This is a genomic window from Pseudomonas sp. FSL R10-2189, assembly GCF_009600325.1.
Classification (GTDB): Bacteria; Pseudomonadota; Gammaproteobacteria; order Pseudomonadales; family Pseudomonadaceae; genus Aquipseudomonas; species Aquipseudomonas helleri.
The window spans coordinates 18,398-37,075 of sequence record NZ_WIVZ01000046.1; the positions used below are offsets into that span (position 1 = coordinate 18,398).

Genomic DNA, 18,678 nt, shown 5'->3' on the forward strand with positions numbered 1-18,678 from the left:
TCGTTCAGCCAGCCGTTCACGCGGGTATTACCCGAGCGCGAGAAATACGCGACCAGAATCCGTGAGCCTGAACGCGGTGTTGCACTGGCATCTTGCGTGTCGGCAAGCGACAGCAGCGGGGCGCTGGCCAGTGCGGCGATTACCGTACGCCGCAGCGGATCGTGATCGGTGCTCATCGACCGACACGCGCCTTAAGGGCCTCTGGATAACGCTCGCCTTCAATGCGGATCTGCGCCAATGCGCTATCAATGGCCTTCAGTTCGCTGGCATCAAGCGTGATGTCCGCGCCGCCGAGGTTTTCTTCCAGACGCGACAGTTTGGTCGTGCCCGGAATCGGCACAATCCACGGCGCCTGCGCAAGCAGCCAGGCCAGCGCGATTTGTGCCGGGGTCGCTTGTTTTTGCGCAGCAATCTGACGGATCAGCACCACCAGGCCCTGATTGGCTTGCAGCGCCGACGGGCTGAAACGCGGGACGATGCTGCGAAAATCGTCGCTGCCGTACGTGGTCTGCGCCGACACCGTGCCGGTCAGAAAACCTCTGCCCAATGGGCTGAACGGTACGAAGCCGATGCCCAACTCCCACAGCGTCGGCAGAATCTCTTTTTCAGGCTCGCGCCACCACAACGAGTATTCGCTTTGCAGTGCGGTGACCGGCTGCACCGCGTGCGCCCGGCGAATGGTCTGCGCCCCGGCTTCCGACAGGCCGAAGTGCTTGACCTTGCCTTCAGCAATCAAGTCCTTTACCGCCCCGGCGACGTCCTCGATCGGCACGTCCGGGTCGACGCGGTGCTGGTAAAGCAGATCGATGTAATCGGTCTTCAGTCGACGCAGCGACCCCTCAACCGCGACCCGAATGTGCTCGGGGCGGCTGTTGAGAATCTGCTGTTTATTGTCGTCGCCGAAGGTGAAGCCGAACTTGGTGGCGATGACCACTTGATCGCGCACCGGTGCCAGGGCTTCGCCTACCACTTGCTCGTTCAGGTAAGGGCCGTAAACCTCGGCGGTATCGAAGAACGTGACGCCTCGCTCAACCGCCGAACGAATCAGCGCAACGGCTTGTTGTGTGTCAGTCGCCGGGCCGTAGCCATGGCTCAAGCCCATGCAACCCAAGCCCAGGGCTGACACTTCGAGTGAACTTGTTCCGAGTGAGCGCTTGTGCATGTGGATCTCCCATTTGGCGTTGGGAGAACAGTAGGTGAGCTAGCGAGTCGGGACTAGACGGTTAAATCGGCAAGGGTTTATGAGAATTTCTCATTAATTTCAGAAAAGGGAGGGGCGAGTGCGCCTTCATGGGCGCCCGATCGGGTTAAAGATGCAGGCCCGGACTTTTTCCTGCGCCGTGCCCTGGCGCTTGGACCTTGACCCGCATACCGATCAACAGTGCTGCCAACAGCATCAGAATGCCGGCGGCGACAAAAACACCATCGATGTCGCTGAAACTGAACATGGCGCCCCCGGCAGCGGCACCCGCAGCGATCGCCGACTGAACCGATGCCACCACCATGCCTCCCGCGCTTTCAGCCTGATCTGGCACCGCTCGGGCTACCCAGTTTGACCAAGCCACGGGTACACCGCCAAAAGCCATGCCCCAGAGTGCCAATAACACCACCTGACCCGGCACAGAAGCAGGTAGCCATACCAAGGCCAATGCTGCAACGCCGACCAGCGCAGGCATCAGCACCATCGTCCCGCGCGGGCTTTTTTCAAGTAGCCAGCCTGCCAACAGCGTGCCGACGAAGTTAGCCGCGCCGAACCCCAGCAGCATCAGCGCCAATCCTTCAGCCCCCACGCCGGATGTGCTTTCCAGAAACGGCCGGATGTAAGTGAACAACGCGAAGTGCCCTGTATGCACCAGCACACAAGCCAACATACCCACGGCAATGCCCGGACGCAGCAGCACTTCAAGCACCGTGCTTAAGCGCGCAGGTCTGCGCGGTGCCAGAGGTGGCAGGGTGAAAAGCTGGAAAACCAGTGTGACTACCCCTACGGCGGCGGCCGCCACAAACGCGCTGCGCCAGCCATACAGCCCGCCCAAATAACTGCCGAGCGGCACCGCGACCACCGTACCCACTGCAATACCGCTGAAAATAATCGACAGGGCCCGCGGCAGCAGCGTCGGCGGCACCAGGCGCATCGCCACGGCCGCCGCCATGCTCCAGAAGCCGCCCAGTGCGATACCCAGCAAAATCCGCATGATCAGCAGCACTATCAGGCTGGAAGAGAAAGCCACCAACAAGTTGGAGGCAATCATCAGCACGGAAAAGCCCAGCAATACCACTCGCCGGTCGATCCCTCGCGTCAAGCCGGGCAGCAGTAACCCTGAGAACAGCGCCGCGACTGCCGTCACGGTCACCGCCTGCCCGGCCAAGGCTTCCGACACCCCCAGTTCAGCGGCCATCGGCGTCAGCAAGCTGGCCGGAAGGTACTCCGCGGTCAACAATCCAAACACGCCCATCGCCAGCGAAAATACCGCCATCCATGCCGGTGTCGCGGGCTCTAAATCAGCTTCGTTGCCAACGCGCGCATCAGTTACAACGTCACACACCCCATTACTCATCACGCAATACCTCTGGAAGTTATCTCAACCAGAAGTCTATGGACGCAGGTAAGGATGTTCTATGATGCAAAATCTTTAGTTTTTGACCGAAACCCCGACATGACATCCCAGGATCAGTTCGTCTTATCGTCCGACCTCATCAACGAGCTGTTGCGCGGCATGCGCCTGCGGGGCGTCAAGTACCATCGCATCCAGGCCGGCCCCTCATTCGGGCTGGGTTTTGCTGCCAAACCAGGGCACGCCTACTTCCACTTCCTCGCCGTCGGTACCGCCGCCCTGCGTACGGAGGACGGCACTGTGTACGAGTTGTCGGCCGGTAACGCCGTGTTCATCGCCCAGGGTGAAGCCCATCAACTGTTCTCAAACCAGGATGTACCCGCCCAAGACATCAGCAGCTTCGACGCGGTCCCTCTTGGCGACGCGATCTGTGCTGTGGATGCGTCCCCCGGTGCCGATGTCAGCCCCAGTAGCATTATCTTCAGTGCCTGCATGGAGTTCGAACTCACAAGCTTGCAAGGCCTTGGCGGATTGATGCCAGATCTGATGCTGATTGATGCCAGGGGGCAACGTTACCCTGGGCTGATGCCGATTCTTGCTTCCATGGAGCGCGAAGTCCGCTCTGCGCGCATCGGCTTCGCAGGCATACTCGCTCGCCTCGCTGACGTAGTGGCGGCGATGATCGTTCGTGGCTGGGTTGAGTGCGCCTGCGGCAACGCCTCAGGGTTGGTGGCCGCATTGCGCGACCCCAGACTGGCCAGTGCGCTACTGGCCTTGCACCGGGAGCCCGCGCGCGACTGGACCGTCGCGCAACTGGCAGCGCACTGTAATACCTCTCGCTCGGTCTTCGCTGAACGTTTCCAGGCGACTATCGGCATCCCCCCGCTGCGCTATGCAACGGAGCTGCGGATGCGTCTCGCCAGTCAATGGCTAAGTCTTGAGCGCCTGCCCATTGAGGCCGTGGCGCAGCGTCTGGGCTACACCTCTCAAGCGGCCTTCAGTCGTGCCTTTAAGCGCATCACCGGCCAGCCACCCGGCGCCAGTCGGCGAATGGCTCGTCCTACCTGACGTCTATGCCGGGATAGCGCTCGGGCGGTGGCTGGTAGTTGGGATCTTCGAACTGGCTGTTGGTATAGAAGCTCTTGGCTGTGGGGCCGTCGTACTTGTAGGTCACGTCCTTGTTGGGGACTAAATGCCAGCCTGTGCTGTCTTTATCTCGCTCGATCAGGGTGGGGTAAAGCGTGCAGGTCCCACCGTCGCCTGACGTGAGGAGGAACTGATAGTAGCGCCCGGCTTCTGGAGTGAAGGTCGTTGTGACAAAACAAGTCCGGGTACGCGTACCCTCCCACGACATGTAGACACTCGTTTCGAGGCCCGGCCGAAGCGTTGACTCATAGTAGTCCCAGGTCAGATTTTGCCCCGCTTTGGGCATGCCAATGTCCTGGGTATGGATAAATGGGAGAGGCCCGGTACGGACCACGCCCCCCGTCTTCACACCGTTTGCCGATTGATAAATGGCCGCATGCTGGGTGAAGTTGACGACCCGGATCCATGCCGGATTCGGCTCATTGGCCGGAGCGACGAAGTAATCCGTGTGGGGTAGATACTGGCAACCTGCGAACATTGGCAACAGCAGTAAGCAGAGTGTTGAGCGTGTCGACATGGGTCCCTTCCTCTCCATAAGTGTTGCTGTGACCGCGTCTACAGGGGTTTATTCGGCATCAGGCCTGTTTAGGTGTGCAGATACCCTCCGACGGCCTGTTCAGCACGCTCTGCCATCCCCCCAAAAAACTGTGATCACACCCCCTCCAACCACCTACACCCAACGCCCCAATCCGCCTATAATCCTCGCCCATGAATCTATCCAAACTCGTGTCGCCCATGATCCGCCAGACTCTCAGTGCGGACGTTTATTCCCAGCTTCGTGATCTGCTGATCAGTGGCCGTGTCATGCCCGGGGAGAAGCTGTCGCTCAGGTCCATTGCCGATGCGCTCGGCGTAAGTGTGATGCCGGTGCGTGAGGCGGTGCATCGGCTGGTCGCTGAGCAGGCGCTGGAGATGGCGGCCAATCGGTATATCCGGGTGCCGGTGCTGACGGTCAGCCAGTTTCGCGAGATCACCAGTATTCGGCTGAATCTGGAAGGGCAGGCGGCTGCTCGTGCGGCGCAGTTGGTGAGTGCTGAGGCATTGCAGGAGATTCAAGGGATTCACGATGCGTTTTGCCAAGAGTTTGCGCAGAACCCGCCCGACGAGTCGCGGCTTATCGCGCTGAACAAAGCATTGCACTTCGCCATTTATGGCCAGGCGGACATGCCGATTTTGTTGCAGATTGTTGAGTCGCTGTGGCTCCGGATCGGGCCAATCCTCAATTACGATTTGCGCTCGGGCACCGAGCGGGTGATTCAGCGGGTGCAGGCCAGTCACCATGCGGCGTTGGTGGAGGCCTTGAAGGCGCGCGATCCGGTGGCGGCGTGTGCGGCGTTGCAAGGCGACATCAAGAGTGCCGCCGAATTTATTGTGAACACCGGTGCGCTGGTGGTGGCGGATGCGATCAAGCCTATGGACGCGGATTAACCCGGCGGCAGATGCAAAAAAACGAGGCGGACTGAACAGTCCGCCTCGTTTTTTTATGGGGGCTTACCTCTGTGCGGCGCACGGGCCAGGGACAGAGTGTTCATTTGATCCTCGAGTTTTCAGTCAGGCACGGTGCGACGTGGGGCAATACGATGTTGTCCCGTGATGTAGAGGCAGATTCCTGGGCTTGGCGCAGGCGGGTGCTCAGAAAGGCGGCGAGGGTTAGCAGCGCGGCAACAATGATGAGCCCGTTTTGGTGCTGCCGGTGGTTTGCTCAACAAACCCCAGCAAAGAGGGCCCAAAGAAGCCGCCGGTAATGCCGCAGGTGTTGACCAGCGCCAGCCCGGCCGCCATGCCGGCTCCGGCGAGCCTCGAACTGGCGAACAGGAACACCACCGGCTGCACGACAAAGAACATTGAGGCGGTGAGGGTAAAGCCGATCAGTGCAATCATCGGCGGGGTATAGGCGGCCAGGGTGAGGCCAGCCGACATCAGGATCAAACCGCCAAACATGATCTTGCGCGACAGCTTGGGCGTGGTGGCGTATTTAGGCAAAAAGGCGGCGCCCAGCGCGGCTGCTACCCAGGGGATTGAGTTGAGCAGGCCGATCTCGACCGACGTCAGCCCGCCGTAAGTGCCGATGATGCCCGGCAAAAAGAAGATGACCGAATACACACTGATCTGGTGCAGAAAGTACACCGCAATGGCCAGCCACAACTGGGGGATTTTGAAAACGCCCTTAAAGGAATGGCCCACATTGCCCGAGGCGATTTCTTCATCGTTTTCTTTTTTCAGGGCCTGCTCGACTTCATCGGCTTGCTCCTGGGTCAGCCAACGGGCCTTGGAGGGTTTGTCCGGGAGTTTTTTCCAGATCACCACCGAAAACAGCACCGCCGGGATGCCTTCCAGAAAGAACAGCCACTGCCAGCCATGCCAGCCCATGATGCCGTCCATTTCCAGCAAGAGCCCGCCAATAGGGCCGCTGATGATGTTGGCCAGGCACACGCCGATCAAAAAGTAACCGCTGGCCCGCGCTCTTTGTTCCTTGCCGAACCAATAGGTGAGGTACAGCATCACGCCCGGAAACAGCCCCGCTTCCGCAGCGCCCAGCAGGGCGCGGGCGATGTAAAAAGTCGTCTCGTCGGTGATAAAAGCCATGCCCGCCGACAAGATGCCCCAGGTGATCATGATCCGGGTGATCCACAGCCGTGCGCCCACGCGGTGCATGATCAAGTTGCTGGGCACTTCCATCAGGGCATAAGTGAGGAAGAACAGCCCGGCGCCAAAACCGTAGGCCGCCGCGGAGATCCCCAAATCGACGGCCATGTGGGTTTTGGCCAGCGAAATATTGGTCCTGTCCAAAAAGCTGATGACGTAAGCAAAAATCAACATCGGCATTAACTTGCGAAACATTAAAGCGTTCAGCGACTGTCCCTTTTCTGTTTTTGTATGGGTCGTTGCGAACATGGCTCAAGTCTCCTCATGAGGATAGGGTTCCAGGGCGCTGTGGGTGTTCAGCGCCCGTCGGTGCCAGCAATATCCTCTCTATTGTTTTTAGTCAGGTGAGTGCCGGTGCTCAGAAGTTGACGTTATCGCCACCTTTGAGCTTTAGGATTTCTCTCGCGTCGTCAGGGGTCGCCACTTCCAGTGAGAGACCTTCCAGAATGGTGCGCATGCGCGACACTTGCTCCGCGTTGCTTTTGGCCAACTGGCCTGGCCCGTCCCACAGTGAATCTTCCAGGCCCACGCGCACGTGCCCGCCCAGGGTGGCCGACTGCGCGCCAATGCTCATTTGCTGCTTGCCGGCCGGCAGCACCGACCATTGGTAGTCGTCGCCAAACAGCCGGTCGGCGGTGCGGCGCATGTGCAGAACGTCTTCGGGGTGAGCGCCAATGCCACCCAGAATGCCGAACACTGACTGGATCAAAAACGGTGGCTTGATCAGCCCGCGATCAATGAAATGCGCCGCCGTGTACAGATGCCCGATGTCATAGCACTCGATCTCAAAGCGCGTGCCGTTTTCGCTACACGACTCCAGGATGTGGGCAATGTCGGTGAAGGTGTTTTTGAAAATACGGTCATGGCTGCCCGCCAGATAGGGTTCCTCCCAGGCGTGTTTGAATTCCTTGAAGCGATTGAGCATGGGGTACAGGCCCATGTTCATTGTGCCCATGTTCAGCGACGCCACTTCGGGCTTGAACTGGTGCGCTGGACGCAGCCGGTCCTCAAGCGACATGGTCGGCGCGCCGCCGGTGGTCAGGTTGATCACCACATCGCTGGCTTCTTTAATGGCCGGCAAAAATTGTTTGAACAGTTCCGGGTCTTGCGAAGGGCTGCCATCTACCGGGTTACGGGCGTGCAGGTGGACAATTGCCGCGCCAGCCTCGGCCGCACCAATGGCGGCTTCGGCAATCTGCCCCGGTGTCACCGGCAGGTAAGGGGACATGGACGGGGTGTGGATGGCGCCGGTCACAGCGCAGGTAATGATGACTTTACGAGCCATGGGGATCTCCTGGGTGTATTGGTTTTGTTGTTCAGGATCAAGCCGCGATCAAGCGTGCGGGGCGTGACGCTTGTGCGCGGCCAGGGCCATCAGGCGTCTGTCGCGCCAGGCTGAGCGCTGGTTGATGTCTTCAAGCTCAAGGGTGCGGCGGCGCTCTTCGTCCACGTGGGCAACCGCTTCGTCCGACCAACTGAATGTCTGTTGCGACGCTGCGGTGTGCCGGTATTGCTGGCCGTAGCGCCGGGCGTAATCCTGCACGCCCGCCGGGGCGTTGAGGTCGATGGTTTCGAAGGGGCCCATAAACGACCAGCGCAGGGCCAGTCCTTCTTTTAAAACCCGGTCAATGTCTGCCGCGCTGGCCAGGCCGTCTTCGTGCAAGTTGAAGCACTCGTTGAGCACTGCGGCCTGAACCCGATTGAGCAAAAAGCCGTAGATCTCACGGGACAACGTCACGGGGCTTTGCCCGGCTGCGCTGTACAGCGCGTGGGCGCGGAGCATCACATCCGCCGAGGTCCAGGGCGCCGGGCACAGCTCAACCAGCGGGATGAGGTAGGGCGGGTTGGTCGGGTGCGCCACCAGGCAGCGGGCGCGCCCCGGCAGGTCTTTAGTGAACTCCGACGCCGGTAGCCATGAGGTCGAACTGGCCAGAAGCGCGTCCTTGGGGGCCAGCGCGTCCAGTTGGCTGAAAATCTCGATTTTGGCCTCGACGGTTTCCCGCACGTTTTCCTGCACGAGCACCACGTCACGCAGCGCTTCTGCCAAGTCCGCAACGCAGGTAATGCGCGCCAGCACGGTGCCGGGGGCTTCATCAATCAGGTCAAATTCGGCGAGTTCACCGAGCCGCGCTTCGATGTACGCATGGCTGCTGTGCAGGGTGTGCAGGTCCATATCGTGCAGGCGCACGGGGTGGCCCGCCCGCGCAAACACAATGGCCCAGGCTCTGCCAATCAATCCGGCGCCGACGATGGCGACGGGGCCACGCTCAGGGGAGGATGGTCGTTGCATGCTGTTCTCCACATTTTTGTATTTATGGTCAGGAGTTGCGCTTTTAGCTGGCGCATCCACACCGTGTATCGAGTCGATGCCAGTGTGGTTTGAAACGGATGGTATTCGCTGTGATCACAGATCACAAGACTATTTTAGTGATTGTCAGACAATTGGCCGCAGGGGCATAAAACAGGTTTCAAAGGCCCTTAACACGGCTCGCCAGCAGGTTGCTGGCAAGCCGTGCAAGGCGTGCTCAGAGGTATTCGACGTTGCCGTCGATGCTGATGGCTTGCCCGGTGATGTTCTGCGCGGCGGGCGAACAGAGGAACAGCGCCATGGCGGCCACATCGTCCGGGGGCGTCATGCGCCCTAGCGAGATTTTGTTCAACGTCTGTTGCAGCATCTCGGGTTCGGAGATGCCTAATTGCTTGGCGCGGTCGCGGATGACCCGATCCTGGCGCGGGCCTTCGATGATGCCGGGCAGCAGCGCATTGACCCGGATGTCCCGGTCGCCCAACTCCGCCGCCAACGATTTCATCAGCCCGATAATGGCCCACTTGGTCGCCGCATACGGTGTGCGCCAGGCATACCCCAAGCGCCCGGCCACCGACGAAATATGAATGATGTGTGCATGCGCGGACTCCGCCAGCAGCGGCACCGCATGATGCGCGAAACGGTACTGGGCATTGAGGTTGATATTGATCGACTGCTCCCACTCATCCTCGGTGATTTTTTCAATTCCGGTGGTGGGCCCGGCGATGCCGGCGTTGTTGATCAGCACATCGAGGCCGTTGACCCACTCGCGCTGAAGTTCAAACACCCGCTTGACCTCGGCCGCGCTGGAAACATCGGCTTGGGTGGCGAGCGCTTGCGGGTAGCGCTCACGGAAGGCCAGCACCGCCTGCTCACTGACATCACACACATGCACCTTGGCCCCGGTCTCCAGATAGGCCGCAGCAATCACCTCACCAATACCGGCCGCGCCTCCGGAAATCAGCACTTTCAACCCGGAATACGGCGTGAGTCGTTTCACAATGCTCATAGCGATTTACCTGTCTTATTGTTGTTGGGGCGTTCTGCTGAGCGGCGAACGCCTGCTGAGAAATGCGAATACAGTGATATGTGATCACAGTTTGTTTGTCAATCCAGAATCTGCCCTCCATCCCGGCCATTGCCCCGGCCTTGGTCAGTCCCCGATACTACTGCCCGTCAATCTTGCGCCCACCTCCATCGAGAACCCCTGTGATCAGAAACGTTACGGACATGGATTTGCGCCTGCTGCGCATCTTCGCCACGGTGGTCAAATGCGGTGGGTTTACGGCGGCTCAGGCTGAGTTGAACATGAGCCAGTCGAACATCAGCACGCACATTTCCGGGCTGGAAAAACGTCTGGGCTACCGCATTTGTGAGCGCGGCAAAGGCGGCTTTCGCGTGACCGAAAAAGGCCAGCGCATTCTCAAGGCGTCGTCGGTGTTGTTCGGTGCCGTGGATGCGTTTCGCAATGAAGCCCAGGACCTTGCCGGGCGGTTGGTGGGGGATCTGTATCTGGGGCTGGCGGACAATATCGCGACGCTGCCGACAGCTCGGGTCGATGCCGCCATTGCGCGTTTTTATCAGCGTGAACACGACATGCATTTGCACATTTTCGTGAACTCGCCCACGGAGCTTGAGCGGGCGGTGATTGACGGCCAACTGGACATCGCCATTTCGTATTTCAGCCGCCCGCTGCCGACCTTGACGTATCAGCCGCTGTACTCAGAAGAGATCGGGATTTTCTGCGGTCAGGCGCACCCGCTGTTCGCGATCCGCTCGCCCAGCCATGCGCAGCTTCAGGCCTGTGACTGGATTCGCCATGGTTTCCTGCCTGTCGATCAGGTGCTGCCCATCATCCCCGACCGCGCCTCGGCCACGGCGCATCACATGGAGGCGGTGGTTCATGGCGTGCTGGCCGGCACCCATCTGGGATATCTGCCCACTCACTACGCCCAGGTCTGGCTGCAGAGCGGGCAAATGCGTGCCCTGCAGCCAGCGACGTTACGCTACGACGTGCAGCACAGCATGATCACCCATGCCGGGCACCCGCAAAGCGAGGTGGTGCGTGCCTTTATCGCCGATCTGCTGCTCGAGCACGGGCTTTAACCCAGGCAGCGGGTCACGTGCTTGACCGATTGATAGGCTGACAACCCCCAAGGCCCCAGTTCACGACCGATGCCGCTGCCCTTGGTCCCGCCCCAGGAGGTTTCGACGAACACCGCCTGGACCGAGTTGATCCACACGTGGCCCACCTCCAGTGCCTGCGCCACCCGCTCGGCGCGCTCAAGATCCGCGCTGATCACCGTGGCCACCAGGCCGAAGCGGCTGTCGTTGGCCAGCGCCACGGCTTGGTCTTCTGAACTGAAGCGATGGCTGCACAGCACCGGGCCAAAAATTTCTTCGGTCCACAGGCGGCTGTTTAACGGCACGTCGGTGTACAAGGTCGGGCGGACGAACCAGCCGGGGTCGCACCAAGCCTTGCCACCGGCCACGCACTGCAAGCCTTCGGCACGGGCGATGGCAAAGTACTCGCTCACCTTGGCCCATTGCGCCTGGCTGGTCAGCGGCCCCATGTCGACTTCGCCGGTCAGCGGGTTGCCCACGCGCAGGGCTTCAAAAGCGCTCTGCAAAAGCTGGGTCAGCGCATCGGCAATGCGCTCGTGCACCAGCAGGCGCGAGGTGGCCGAGCACATTTGCCCGCTGTTCCAGGCGATACCGGCCACGATCCATTCCACGGCCTGATCAAGATCGCAATCCTCAAACACCACAATCGCCGACTTGCCGCCCAGCTCCAGGGTGATCGGGCGGCAATGGGCGGCGGCGCTGTGCATCACCTGTGTGCCTACGGCGTTGCTGCCGGTGAACGACAACTTGTCCAGACCCGCATGATTACTCAGCGCAATGCCGGTCTCGGCTTTTCCGCAAACGATGTTCAACACGCCGGGCGGCAAGCCCAGGGCATCGGCAATTTCGCCGTAGGTCTGCTCGATCAGCGGGGTAATCTCCGACGGCTTGAGCACCACCGTGCAACCCGCCGCGAGGGCCGGGGCGAGCTTCCAGGCGCTGGTCACCAGCGGGAAATTCCACGGCACGATCAAGCCGACAACCCCCACCGGCTCCAGCCGTGTGTGGGAGGTAAAGCCGGGCACTGACAGCGGCACTTCAGGGCTCGGGTTGCTTGCCAGGGCGTCGGCCAGGGTCGCGTAATAGCTGAACGTAGCGATGGCATCGTCGACATCAACCACCGCTTCATGCCGGGGCTTGCCGTTGTTCTGCATCTGCAGGGCGATCAAGGCCTCACGGCGCTGTTCGAGCTGCTCAGCAAAGCCCCTCAAGTAACCGGCACGCACCGATGCATCGACATTGCGCCAGGCGGGCAGCGCCTCACGCGCCGCCGCAACGGCCTGATCCACTTGCGCTGCGCTGGCGCTCGTCAGCTCCGCGAACGGCTGGCCCAGGGATGGATCGAACACGTGGATCGGCTCGGCGCCTTCGCCCGCTAGCCACTGTGCGTTGATGTACTGTGCTGCTTTCATTGTTTGGCTCCCGGCAGAATGCCCTGCGCGGCATTCACAAAAATCTGGCTGTAGTCGGCTGCGCTGAGGGCGCAGGCGTTGGTGTCGGACGAGGGCTTGCTTGCCCAGACATCCCGACGAACCGCCTCCCCCTACGAGAAGCGGGCGCAGCATAAAGCAGTCAAACATTTGTAAAAATTCATATGTTTGTAAGCTGGCTTCTGGGTTTTTATATGTTTGAGCGGGCGTGAGCGATCCCTCAACGGCGTTCCTGCGGCCCGCATCGCTACAGGGATTGTGGTGTTTGCGGGAGACGTAGCCTCGTCAAACTCGGCAACTGCTACGGGGGGCGTGTACGCCCAAAAACCTGTAGGAGCGAGCTTGTCTCGCGATCTTTTGATCTTTCGCAGCCTTCGTACCTCGTCAGCGACTACAAATATTGCGTGGCTGTCACCTAAAAACGCCATTCCTCAGCCCGAACCAACCGGCAGAACGGCCCGTCAAGCGTTGCGTTGTGATGCGCCACAATGTCCTGCGCCTTCATCACTGGCGTATCTGAACAACTATGACCATCGGCAATAAGCACCGCATCAAAGCCAAGATCACGCGCCGCGCGGCACGTGCTGTCGACGCAGTAATGAGTTTTCATGCCGGTGATCACCACACCCGTCGCCCCGTGCGCCCGTAAGTTGTTTGCCAGATCGGTCATCGCGAAGGCGTTAGGGCGGCGTTTTTCGAATACCACCTCGCCACCCTGAAGCTTCAGTTCCTCCACAATCATCGTCAGCGGGCTGCCGGGTTCGATGGGCGAACCCACTGGCCCGATATGTCGCGCCAGAAAAATCGGCGCTCCTGCGCTGCGGGCCTTGTCCATCAGACTGTTCAGGGTTTGCAGCAACGCCTCGCCACGCCAGGGTTTTTCCGGGCCATGAACCAGCCCCACTTGCATATCGAGTATCAACAGAGCGTGCATGAGGTGAATCTCCTTGCGTATGAGCCAGCAACACAAGGGCATAAAAAAAGGCCCTGTCCATTGCTGGCGGGCCTTTGAAGTTCGTCTGTTAATTGCTCACGACACTTCGCACGCTCCGCTTTCAGCGGTCGTGGTGGTGGTAGTCGAGGTGAGGCAATATTTGGTCATAAATCGACACTAGCAATATCGTCACAGGCTGGCAAGGCGGGATGTGGACGGACTAATGTCATCGCAGCGACCCTAAACCGCGCTCGCGCATGAAATCCCTCTCCCAGTAAGCCGCCGTTCAATTTCCGTCACCTACAGTTCTCAACAAGGAGTCCCAATCCGCCACAGACGGCTAATTTCCCGACTGACCAGACGCCTTTTCCAGGACCTTCGATGACCAAACGGCCGATTCTCAACCCGCTCTTTTTAGCGCTCAGCATCGTGGTGAGCGCCCCGACCCTGGCGGCGTCGTGGTGCACGAACACCGGCCCGGGGCCGCTGGGGCAGTTACGCAATGAGGTCAATAAACAGTTGTTGCCGCAGTCCCGGGCCATTGAGCGGGTGCACACCGAAGGGACGCTGCCGCATCAGGGCATTCGTGATCAAAGCCTGGAGGCCAAGAAGGACTGGCCGCTGATGCGCGACCTAGCGCTGCTATGGCAAAAGCAGCATCAACCTAGTGATCTGGAAGCGCTGTCGCGGTTGCTCAACGATTGGGGCACGCGCTACACGCCCAGCTTTAATCCGGTGGATGAAACCGGGCTGGACGCGTACATCGATGCCTATGCCATGACCCGCGAAGATTTACCGCCGCCGGTACGCGCTGTGGCGCAGCGCTTTATCCGCGAGTTGGGTGAGGGGTATCTCAATCAGATGGAGCACAATTTCAAGCCGGGTGATGGTCGCTGGATCAATAACTGGAACTCGCACCGCGTGAAGCTGGCGACGCTGTCAGCGGTGGCGCTGGAGGATCCAGCCATGTTTGCAAGGGCGCGGGCGCAGTTTATTGAGCAACTGGGGCGCAATCTGCGGCCGGGCGGTTCAACGGTGGATGTCGAGCAGCGTGATGCCCTGCACTATGTGGTCTACGATCTGGAGCCATTGACCCGGGCCGCCGTGGCGGCGCGTCTGCGTGGGCAAAACTGGCTGGTATTCAAAGGCGCGTCAGACGCCAGCCTGGAGAATGCGCTGGACTGGCTCGCGCCTTACGCCAAGGGTGACAAGACTCACGAAGAATTCGTGCACTCTCACGTCAAGTTCGATGACCAGCGTCGCGAGGCGGGGGAGAGCGGGTTCTCCGGCCTGTGGAACCCGCAATCGGCGACCGGGCTGTATGCCATGGCGACGTTGCTCAACCCTAAATACGCCGCCGTGTCTGAGCGGTTGCACCCCATGGGCGGCTGGATGGCCGCGTGCTGGGGGCGGTAAGTTAAAAAGCCCCGCCGGGCAATGCTCGGCGGGGCTTTTTCTTTACAGAGGGGGCGTTTACGGCCGCATCAGCGGTTCAATACCGATCCATTTTTTCACCGGCTGATAGCAGGTTTTCATCGGCGGCAGATCGACTTTTTGCCCGCCGACATCCATAGAGCCGAGGTTGATTGTCCATTTCGAATCGGCATCAAATTTTTCGGTAGGGAAAATCAGATAGACCGAGCCGTAACTGCTGTTGTTGGTGATTCGCGGAACACGGCTGTGAACTTCATCGCTGTTGATGTCATACGGCGAAGTCCGCGCATATTTCTCGTAATACAGCGGGTAGTCGTAAGTCTCTTTGTCACCCAGGTACACGTCGGGCAGGGCTTTCAACTGCGAGCCGTCTTCAAAGGTGATGTAGGCCTGACGGCTGTCGTAGAGAATCGGGATGGGCGCCTCGCCACTGCTTGAACGCGTCGGGCGTATGCGGCCTTTGTTGTAGGCGATGAGCTGGATGTAAAAGTGCCTGCGTGACCAGGTTTCACCGGGGAAGGTCTTGGACACACCTTGCTCAAACGGGCGATCTGAATACTGCGCGGTGTGATCGTATAAATAGGTTTCGAGGATGATGGTTTTCTTGCCGTCCGCTCCCGGCACCTTGAATTGATACTCGGACTGGCAAAGGTCGGCGTAAGCAGAGCGCTCGCGCGGCCAAGGCAGGCAAGCCCCCAGCGAGGCGGCAAGGAGCACGAGCAGGGTGGCTTTCAGGCTTTTTTCAAATGGCATGGCTGGCCTTTTGTCCTTTATCTGGGGCTGTTCAAATCGCTTTGCCTTATGACAGATTCGGCTCAGAAAAGGTCACGCCCTCACCCCAACCCTCTCCCAGTGGGAGAGGGGGCCGACGAGTGTCGTTCGCAACTCGTGTGTTCACCTCGGTAAAGCCCCCTCTCCCTCCGGGAGAGGGTTGGGGTGAGGGGCTTTTGCTCCAAAGGCATTACCAACGATAACGCGCGCTCGCCAGGAAGGTCCGTTGCGGGCCGTAGTAGCAGGTGTCCAGGAAGTAGCAGTTGTTGGCGATGTAGCTTTTATTGGTCACGTTGTCGACGTTCAGTTGCAGGTTCCAGTGCGCGTCCAGCTGGTAGTGGATCATGCTGTCCACCAGGGTGTAGCCGGGCGTTTCGCGCACTTGCGAGTAGTCGTCGTTGTAGTCTGGGCGGCCACTCACGTAGCGTACGCCCACCCCGTAGCCCAAGCCTTTGAGCTGGCCTTCCTGGTGGGTGAAGTCGGCCCACGCCGAGGCGCTGTGGCGCGGGTTGGTGGTGCCCCAGCTGTCGGTGAAGCGGGTGCCTTCTTTGCCCGGTGTGTTGTCTTTGGTCACGCGGGCATCGAGGTAGGTGTAGCTGGCAGTAAGGTCCAGGCCCGGCGTCGGCGTGTACTTGCCTTCCAGCTCCAGGCCTTTGGATTCCACCTCACCGGTCTGGATCATGATCCGCGTGTCGATCGGGTCGGTGGTCACCATGTTTTTCTGCACGATGTCGAACACCGCCGCAGTCAACAGCAGGTCGCTGCCCGGCGGCTGGTACTTGATCCCCAATTCATGGCTGGTGCCGGTGGTGGCCTTGTAAGGCTTGCCGTTGGCGCTGTTTGCTGTGGTCGGCAAGAACGACTCGGCGTAGCTGTAATACGGCGCCAGACCGTTATCGTACAGGTACAACAAGCCGGCCTGCCAGGTGGTGGCGCCCTGGTCCAGGTTGCCGCCGACTTTGCGGCCATTGTTGTTCACGTCAACGTCAGTTTTGGCTTGATCGTGACGCACGCCGACACGGGCGATCCAGTGGTCGTCAATCTTCACCTGATGCTGGGCGTAGGCGCCGATCTGTTCAACATCAATCACACGCTGGTAAGGCACCGTCGGTTTGGCTGTCGGGGTCACGGCACCCGGGTTGTTCAAGTCCAGCGGTGAAGCCGGGCCGCTGAGTTGACGGTTGTTGCTGCGCTGCCAGGTGTAATCGAAACCGACCAGGCTGGTGTGCTCGATGCCGGGGGTGTCGAAGTTCGCTTGCAACTGGTTATCGAAGCTGTAGACGTCACTGTTGAGCTTGTAAATACCCGCATCACGGAACAACACGGCTGAGTTGTCCGGGTCGATCCAACCCAGGCTGCGCACGGCCTTGGCATCGTAGCTGCCGGTGTCGACGCGCACGTTTTGGCGGTACAGCCAGGTGTCGTTGAAGCGGTGTTCAAACAGGTAACCCAAAGAATACTGATCACGCTTGAACGTGTTGAAGTCCGGGTCACCGCCGTAGAAGTGGTGCGACAAATACCCGGTCGGCCCGCGCACCAGCGAACCTTTGGCCGGCAGCCAGGTGCCCCAGCCGCTGGTGTCGTGCTGATAACTGGCGAGCACGGTCAGGCTGGTGTCGTCGTTACGGAAGGTGATCGCCGGGGCCACGTACACGTGGTCGTCCACGGCATGGTCAATTTGCGCCTGGCTGTCGCGCACGTTCATCGTCAGGCGGCCCAGCACAGTGCCGCTGTCGTTCAAGGCGTCATTGAGATCCAGGCGCGCCTGCTTGTTGTCGAAGCTGCCGTAACCCAGTTGCACTTCATGGAAGGGCTCATCGCTGGGGCGCTTGGTGACGATGTTGATCATCCCGCCCGGCGCATTTTGGCCGTACAGCACCGACGCCGGGCCTTTGAGGATTTCAACGCGCTCCAGGCCATAGGAATCAGCGCGCCCGAACATGCCGTTGTTGGATGAGCGCAAACCATCGCGGAACATGCCCAGCTGAGACATGGTGAAACCGCGCACAGTCAGCCAGTCATAGCGCGGGTCATCGCCATAAAACCCTGCACTCACACCGGCGCTGTAGCGCAGCGCCGAACTCAGGTTCTGCGCGCCCAGGTTGTCCATCTGTTCACGGGTGACGACCGAGATCGCTTGTGGCGTTTCCAGCAGCGGGGTGTCGGTCTTGGTGGCGGTGGTGGAACGCCGTGCGACAAAACCTTTGTCGTTGGAGATGCTGTCTTGGGTGAAGCTGGACTGTGAGCCGCTGATGGTGGTGGCCGGCAAGTCATGGGCGCCCCCCGGCAGCACGGTGTAGGCACCGCTGGCGGTGGTGCTGAAAATCAGCCCGCTACCGGCCAGGGCCTGATTGATGGCTTGTGCGGTGCTCATCTGGCCTTGCACCGCCGGGGCGCGCTTGCCGGCAATCAACGACGGGTTGACCGACAACATGTCGCCCGTCTGGTGGGCGATGTGGCTCAAGGTTTCGCCAAGGTCACCTGCAGGGATATTGAACGCTTGCGCGACAGCAACAGCGTCGCTGTCTGCCTGGGCATGGGACACAAACGGAGCGGTTGCCAGGGCGATCGCGGCGGCAAGCAGGCAAGGACGAATCTGCAGGTTGGGCATGTAAGCGGGCTCGTAATAGGTGTGTTTTCAGTAACCAAGACCCGCGTTACGCAAAACCCCCTCACCTTTTTTCAGTTTTTTTTAAGCGCTGGCCGTACGCACATCCACCGTGGTCAACCAGAAGCCGTGGCGGTTCACCTGCACCGGCAGCGTTTCGGCCAGTGAACGCAAGGTGCGGTCACTGTCGTCCAGGGCAAACACCCCATACACCCGCAGTTGCGCGGCTTGCGGGCTGACACGCAACAGCCCGGCGCGATAAGGGCGCAGGGCCTCGATCAGTTGCCCGAGCGGTTCATCGCGCACGTCGATGCGGCCTTCGAGCCAGTCAACCCGGCTGCGCCAGCTCGGCGTCTGAGGGTCGATGCCCTGTTCGGTGAAGGCGAACACTTGCCCGGCCTCAATGGTTTGCCGACGGCCAGCACGATTGGTCAACAGCACACTGTGCTGCTGCACCGACGCCAGGCTGCCGCCGTCGTCCTTGCGCACCATAAACTGCGTGCCCAGCGCCCGCACCGTGCCATCGCCGGAGTCGACAATAAACGGCCGCGAGGCATCTTTGGCGACGTCGACCTGCACCGCGCCTTGGTGCAGAAGCACCCGGCGTTGCAGCCCGTCAAACAGAATGTCGACCACCGTGCGCGCATCCAGGCTCAGGCGGCTGCCATCGGCCAGGGTCAGCGTGCGGCGCTCGCCGGTGGCGGTGCGCTGGTCGGCCAGCCACT

General features: G+C 60.3%; 16 protein-coding genes and 1 pseudogene. 4 read left to right on the forward strand and 13 right to left on the reverse strand.

The annotated features are described in order from the left end of the window. Positions 1–17: 17 nt before the first annotated feature. The 3 genes and pseudogenes from GHO32_RS23370 to GHO32_RS23380 all read right to left on the reverse strand — a co-directional run. Positions 18–176 (reverse strand): annotated as a pseudogene (locus GHO32_RS23370) (flavodoxin); the annotation flags it as partial. Beyond that, complete coding sequence (locus GHO32_RS23375; RefSeq protein ID WP_123749841.1) at positions 173–1,162, reverse strand: aldo/keto reductase; 990 nt, start codon at positions 1,160–1,162, stop codon at positions 173–175. The gene GHO32_RS23375 and the pseudogene GHO32_RS23370, both read right to left, overlap by 4 nt. A gap of 145 nt (positions 1,163–1,307) precedes the next feature. Further along, on the reverse strand, positions 1,308–2,558 hold the full coding sequence (locus GHO32_RS23380) for an MFS transporter (protein WP_153335895.1): 1,251 nt from the start codon (positions 2,556–2,558) through the stop codon (positions 1,308–1,310). Between the two features lie 99 nt (positions 2,559–2,657). Between GHO32_RS23380 and GHO32_RS23385 the strand changes: the two genes are divergently transcribed. Further along, a complete protein-coding gene (locus GHO32_RS23385; RefSeq protein ID WP_153329150.1) occupies positions 2,658–3,623 on the forward strand; it encodes an AraC family transcriptional regulator in 966 nt (321 codons plus the stop codon). Here GHO32_RS23385 and GHO32_RS23390 read toward each other — a convergent pair. Then, positions 3,616–4,218, reverse strand: coding sequence for a hypothetical protein (locus GHO32_RS23390; RefSeq protein ID WP_048391174.1), 603 nt, complete (start codon positions 4,216–4,218; stop codon positions 3,616–3,618). The two genes, GHO32_RS23385 and GHO32_RS23390, sit on opposite strands and share 8 nt — an antisense overlap. A 218-nt stretch (positions 4,219–4,436) precedes the next feature. Here GHO32_RS23390 and GHO32_RS23395 point away from each other — a divergent pair, with 218 nt between their 5' ends. Further along, on the forward strand, positions 4,437–5,129 hold the full coding sequence (locus GHO32_RS23395; RefSeq protein WP_256665593.1) for a GntR family transcriptional regulator: 693 nt from the start codon (positions 4,437–4,439) through the stop codon (positions 5,127–5,129). A 222-nt stretch (positions 5,130–5,351) separates the two neighbouring features. Here the strand turns inward: GHO32_RS23395 and GHO32_RS23400 are convergent, their stop codons facing one another. From GHO32_RS23400 to GHO32_RS23415, 4 genes are all read right to left on the reverse strand, one after another. Then, positions 5,352–6,542, reverse strand: coding sequence for an MFS transporter (locus GHO32_RS23400; protein WP_372239836.1), 1,191 nt, complete (start codon positions 6,540–6,542; stop codon positions 5,352–5,354). A 163-nt stretch (positions 6,543–6,705) separates the two neighbouring features. After that, positions 6,706–7,632, reverse strand: coding sequence for a 3-keto-5-aminohexanoate cleavage protein (locus GHO32_RS23405; protein WP_048370765.1), 927 nt, complete (start codon positions 7,630–7,632; stop codon positions 6,706–6,708). Positions 7,633–7,680: 48 nt separating this feature from the next. Continuing rightward, positions 7,681–8,637, reverse strand: a complete 957-nt coding sequence (locus tag GHO32_RS23410) for a 3-hydroxyacyl-CoA dehydrogenase (RefSeq protein ID WP_153335897.1) — start codon at positions 8,635–8,637, stop codon at positions 7,681–7,683. Positions 8,638–8,872: 235 nt separating this feature from the next. Then, positions 8,873–9,661 (reverse strand): SDR family oxidoreductase, encoded by a 789-nt coding sequence (locus GHO32_RS23415; RefSeq protein WP_153335898.1) that lies wholly within the window; start codon positions 9,659–9,661, stop codon positions 8,873–8,875. A gap of 200 nt (positions 9,662–9,861) precedes the next feature. Here GHO32_RS23415 and GHO32_RS23420 point away from each other — a divergent pair, with 200 nt between their 5' ends. Beyond that, the gene (locus tag GHO32_RS23420) at positions 9,862–10,758 is read left to right on the forward strand and encodes a LysR family transcriptional regulator (protein WP_368668519.1); all 897 of its coding nucleotides are present in this window, start codon (positions 9,862–9,864) and stop codon (positions 10,756–10,758) included. Here the strand turns inward: GHO32_RS23420 and GHO32_RS23425 are convergent. Further along, positions 10,755–12,188 carry an aldehyde dehydrogenase family protein gene (locus GHO32_RS23425; protein WP_153335899.1) on the reverse strand — a complete coding sequence of 478 codons (1,434 nt, stop codon included), beginning with the start codon at positions 12,186–12,188 and terminating at the stop codon, positions 10,755–10,757. The genes GHO32_RS23420 and GHO32_RS23425 overlap by 4 nt on opposite strands. 433 nt (positions 12,189–12,621) lie before the next feature. Continuing rightward, complete coding sequence (locus tag GHO32_RS23430; RefSeq protein WP_153335900.1) at positions 12,622–13,140, reverse strand: cysteine hydrolase family protein; 519 nt, start codon at positions 13,138–13,140, stop codon at positions 12,622–12,624. Between the two features lie 381 nt (positions 13,141–13,521). Here GHO32_RS23430 and GHO32_RS23435 point away from each other — a divergent pair, with 381 nt between their 5' ends. Then, complete coding sequence (locus GHO32_RS23435; protein WP_153335901.1) at positions 13,522–14,556, forward strand: alginate lyase family protein; 1,035 nt, start codon at positions 13,522–13,524, stop codon at positions 14,554–14,556. A gap of 57 nt (positions 14,557–14,613) precedes the next feature. Here GHO32_RS23435 and GHO32_RS23440 read toward each other — a convergent pair whose 3' ends face one another. From GHO32_RS23440 to GHO32_RS23450, 3 genes are all read right to left on the reverse strand, one after another. Then, complete coding sequence (locus tag GHO32_RS23440; protein ID WP_153335902.1) at positions 14,614–15,327, reverse strand: hypothetical protein; 714 nt, start codon at positions 15,325–15,327, stop codon at positions 14,614–14,616. 208 nt (positions 15,328–15,535) lie between these two features. After that, entirely contained in the window at positions 15,536–17,956 is a 2,421-nt protein-coding gene (locus GHO32_RS23445; protein WP_153338368.1) for a TonB-dependent siderophore receptor, read from the reverse strand. Between the two features lie 81 nt (positions 17,957–18,037). Further along, the coding region (locus tag GHO32_RS23450) for a FecR family protein (protein ID WP_178113938.1) at positions 18,038–18,678 on the reverse strand (641 nt) is incomplete at its 5' end.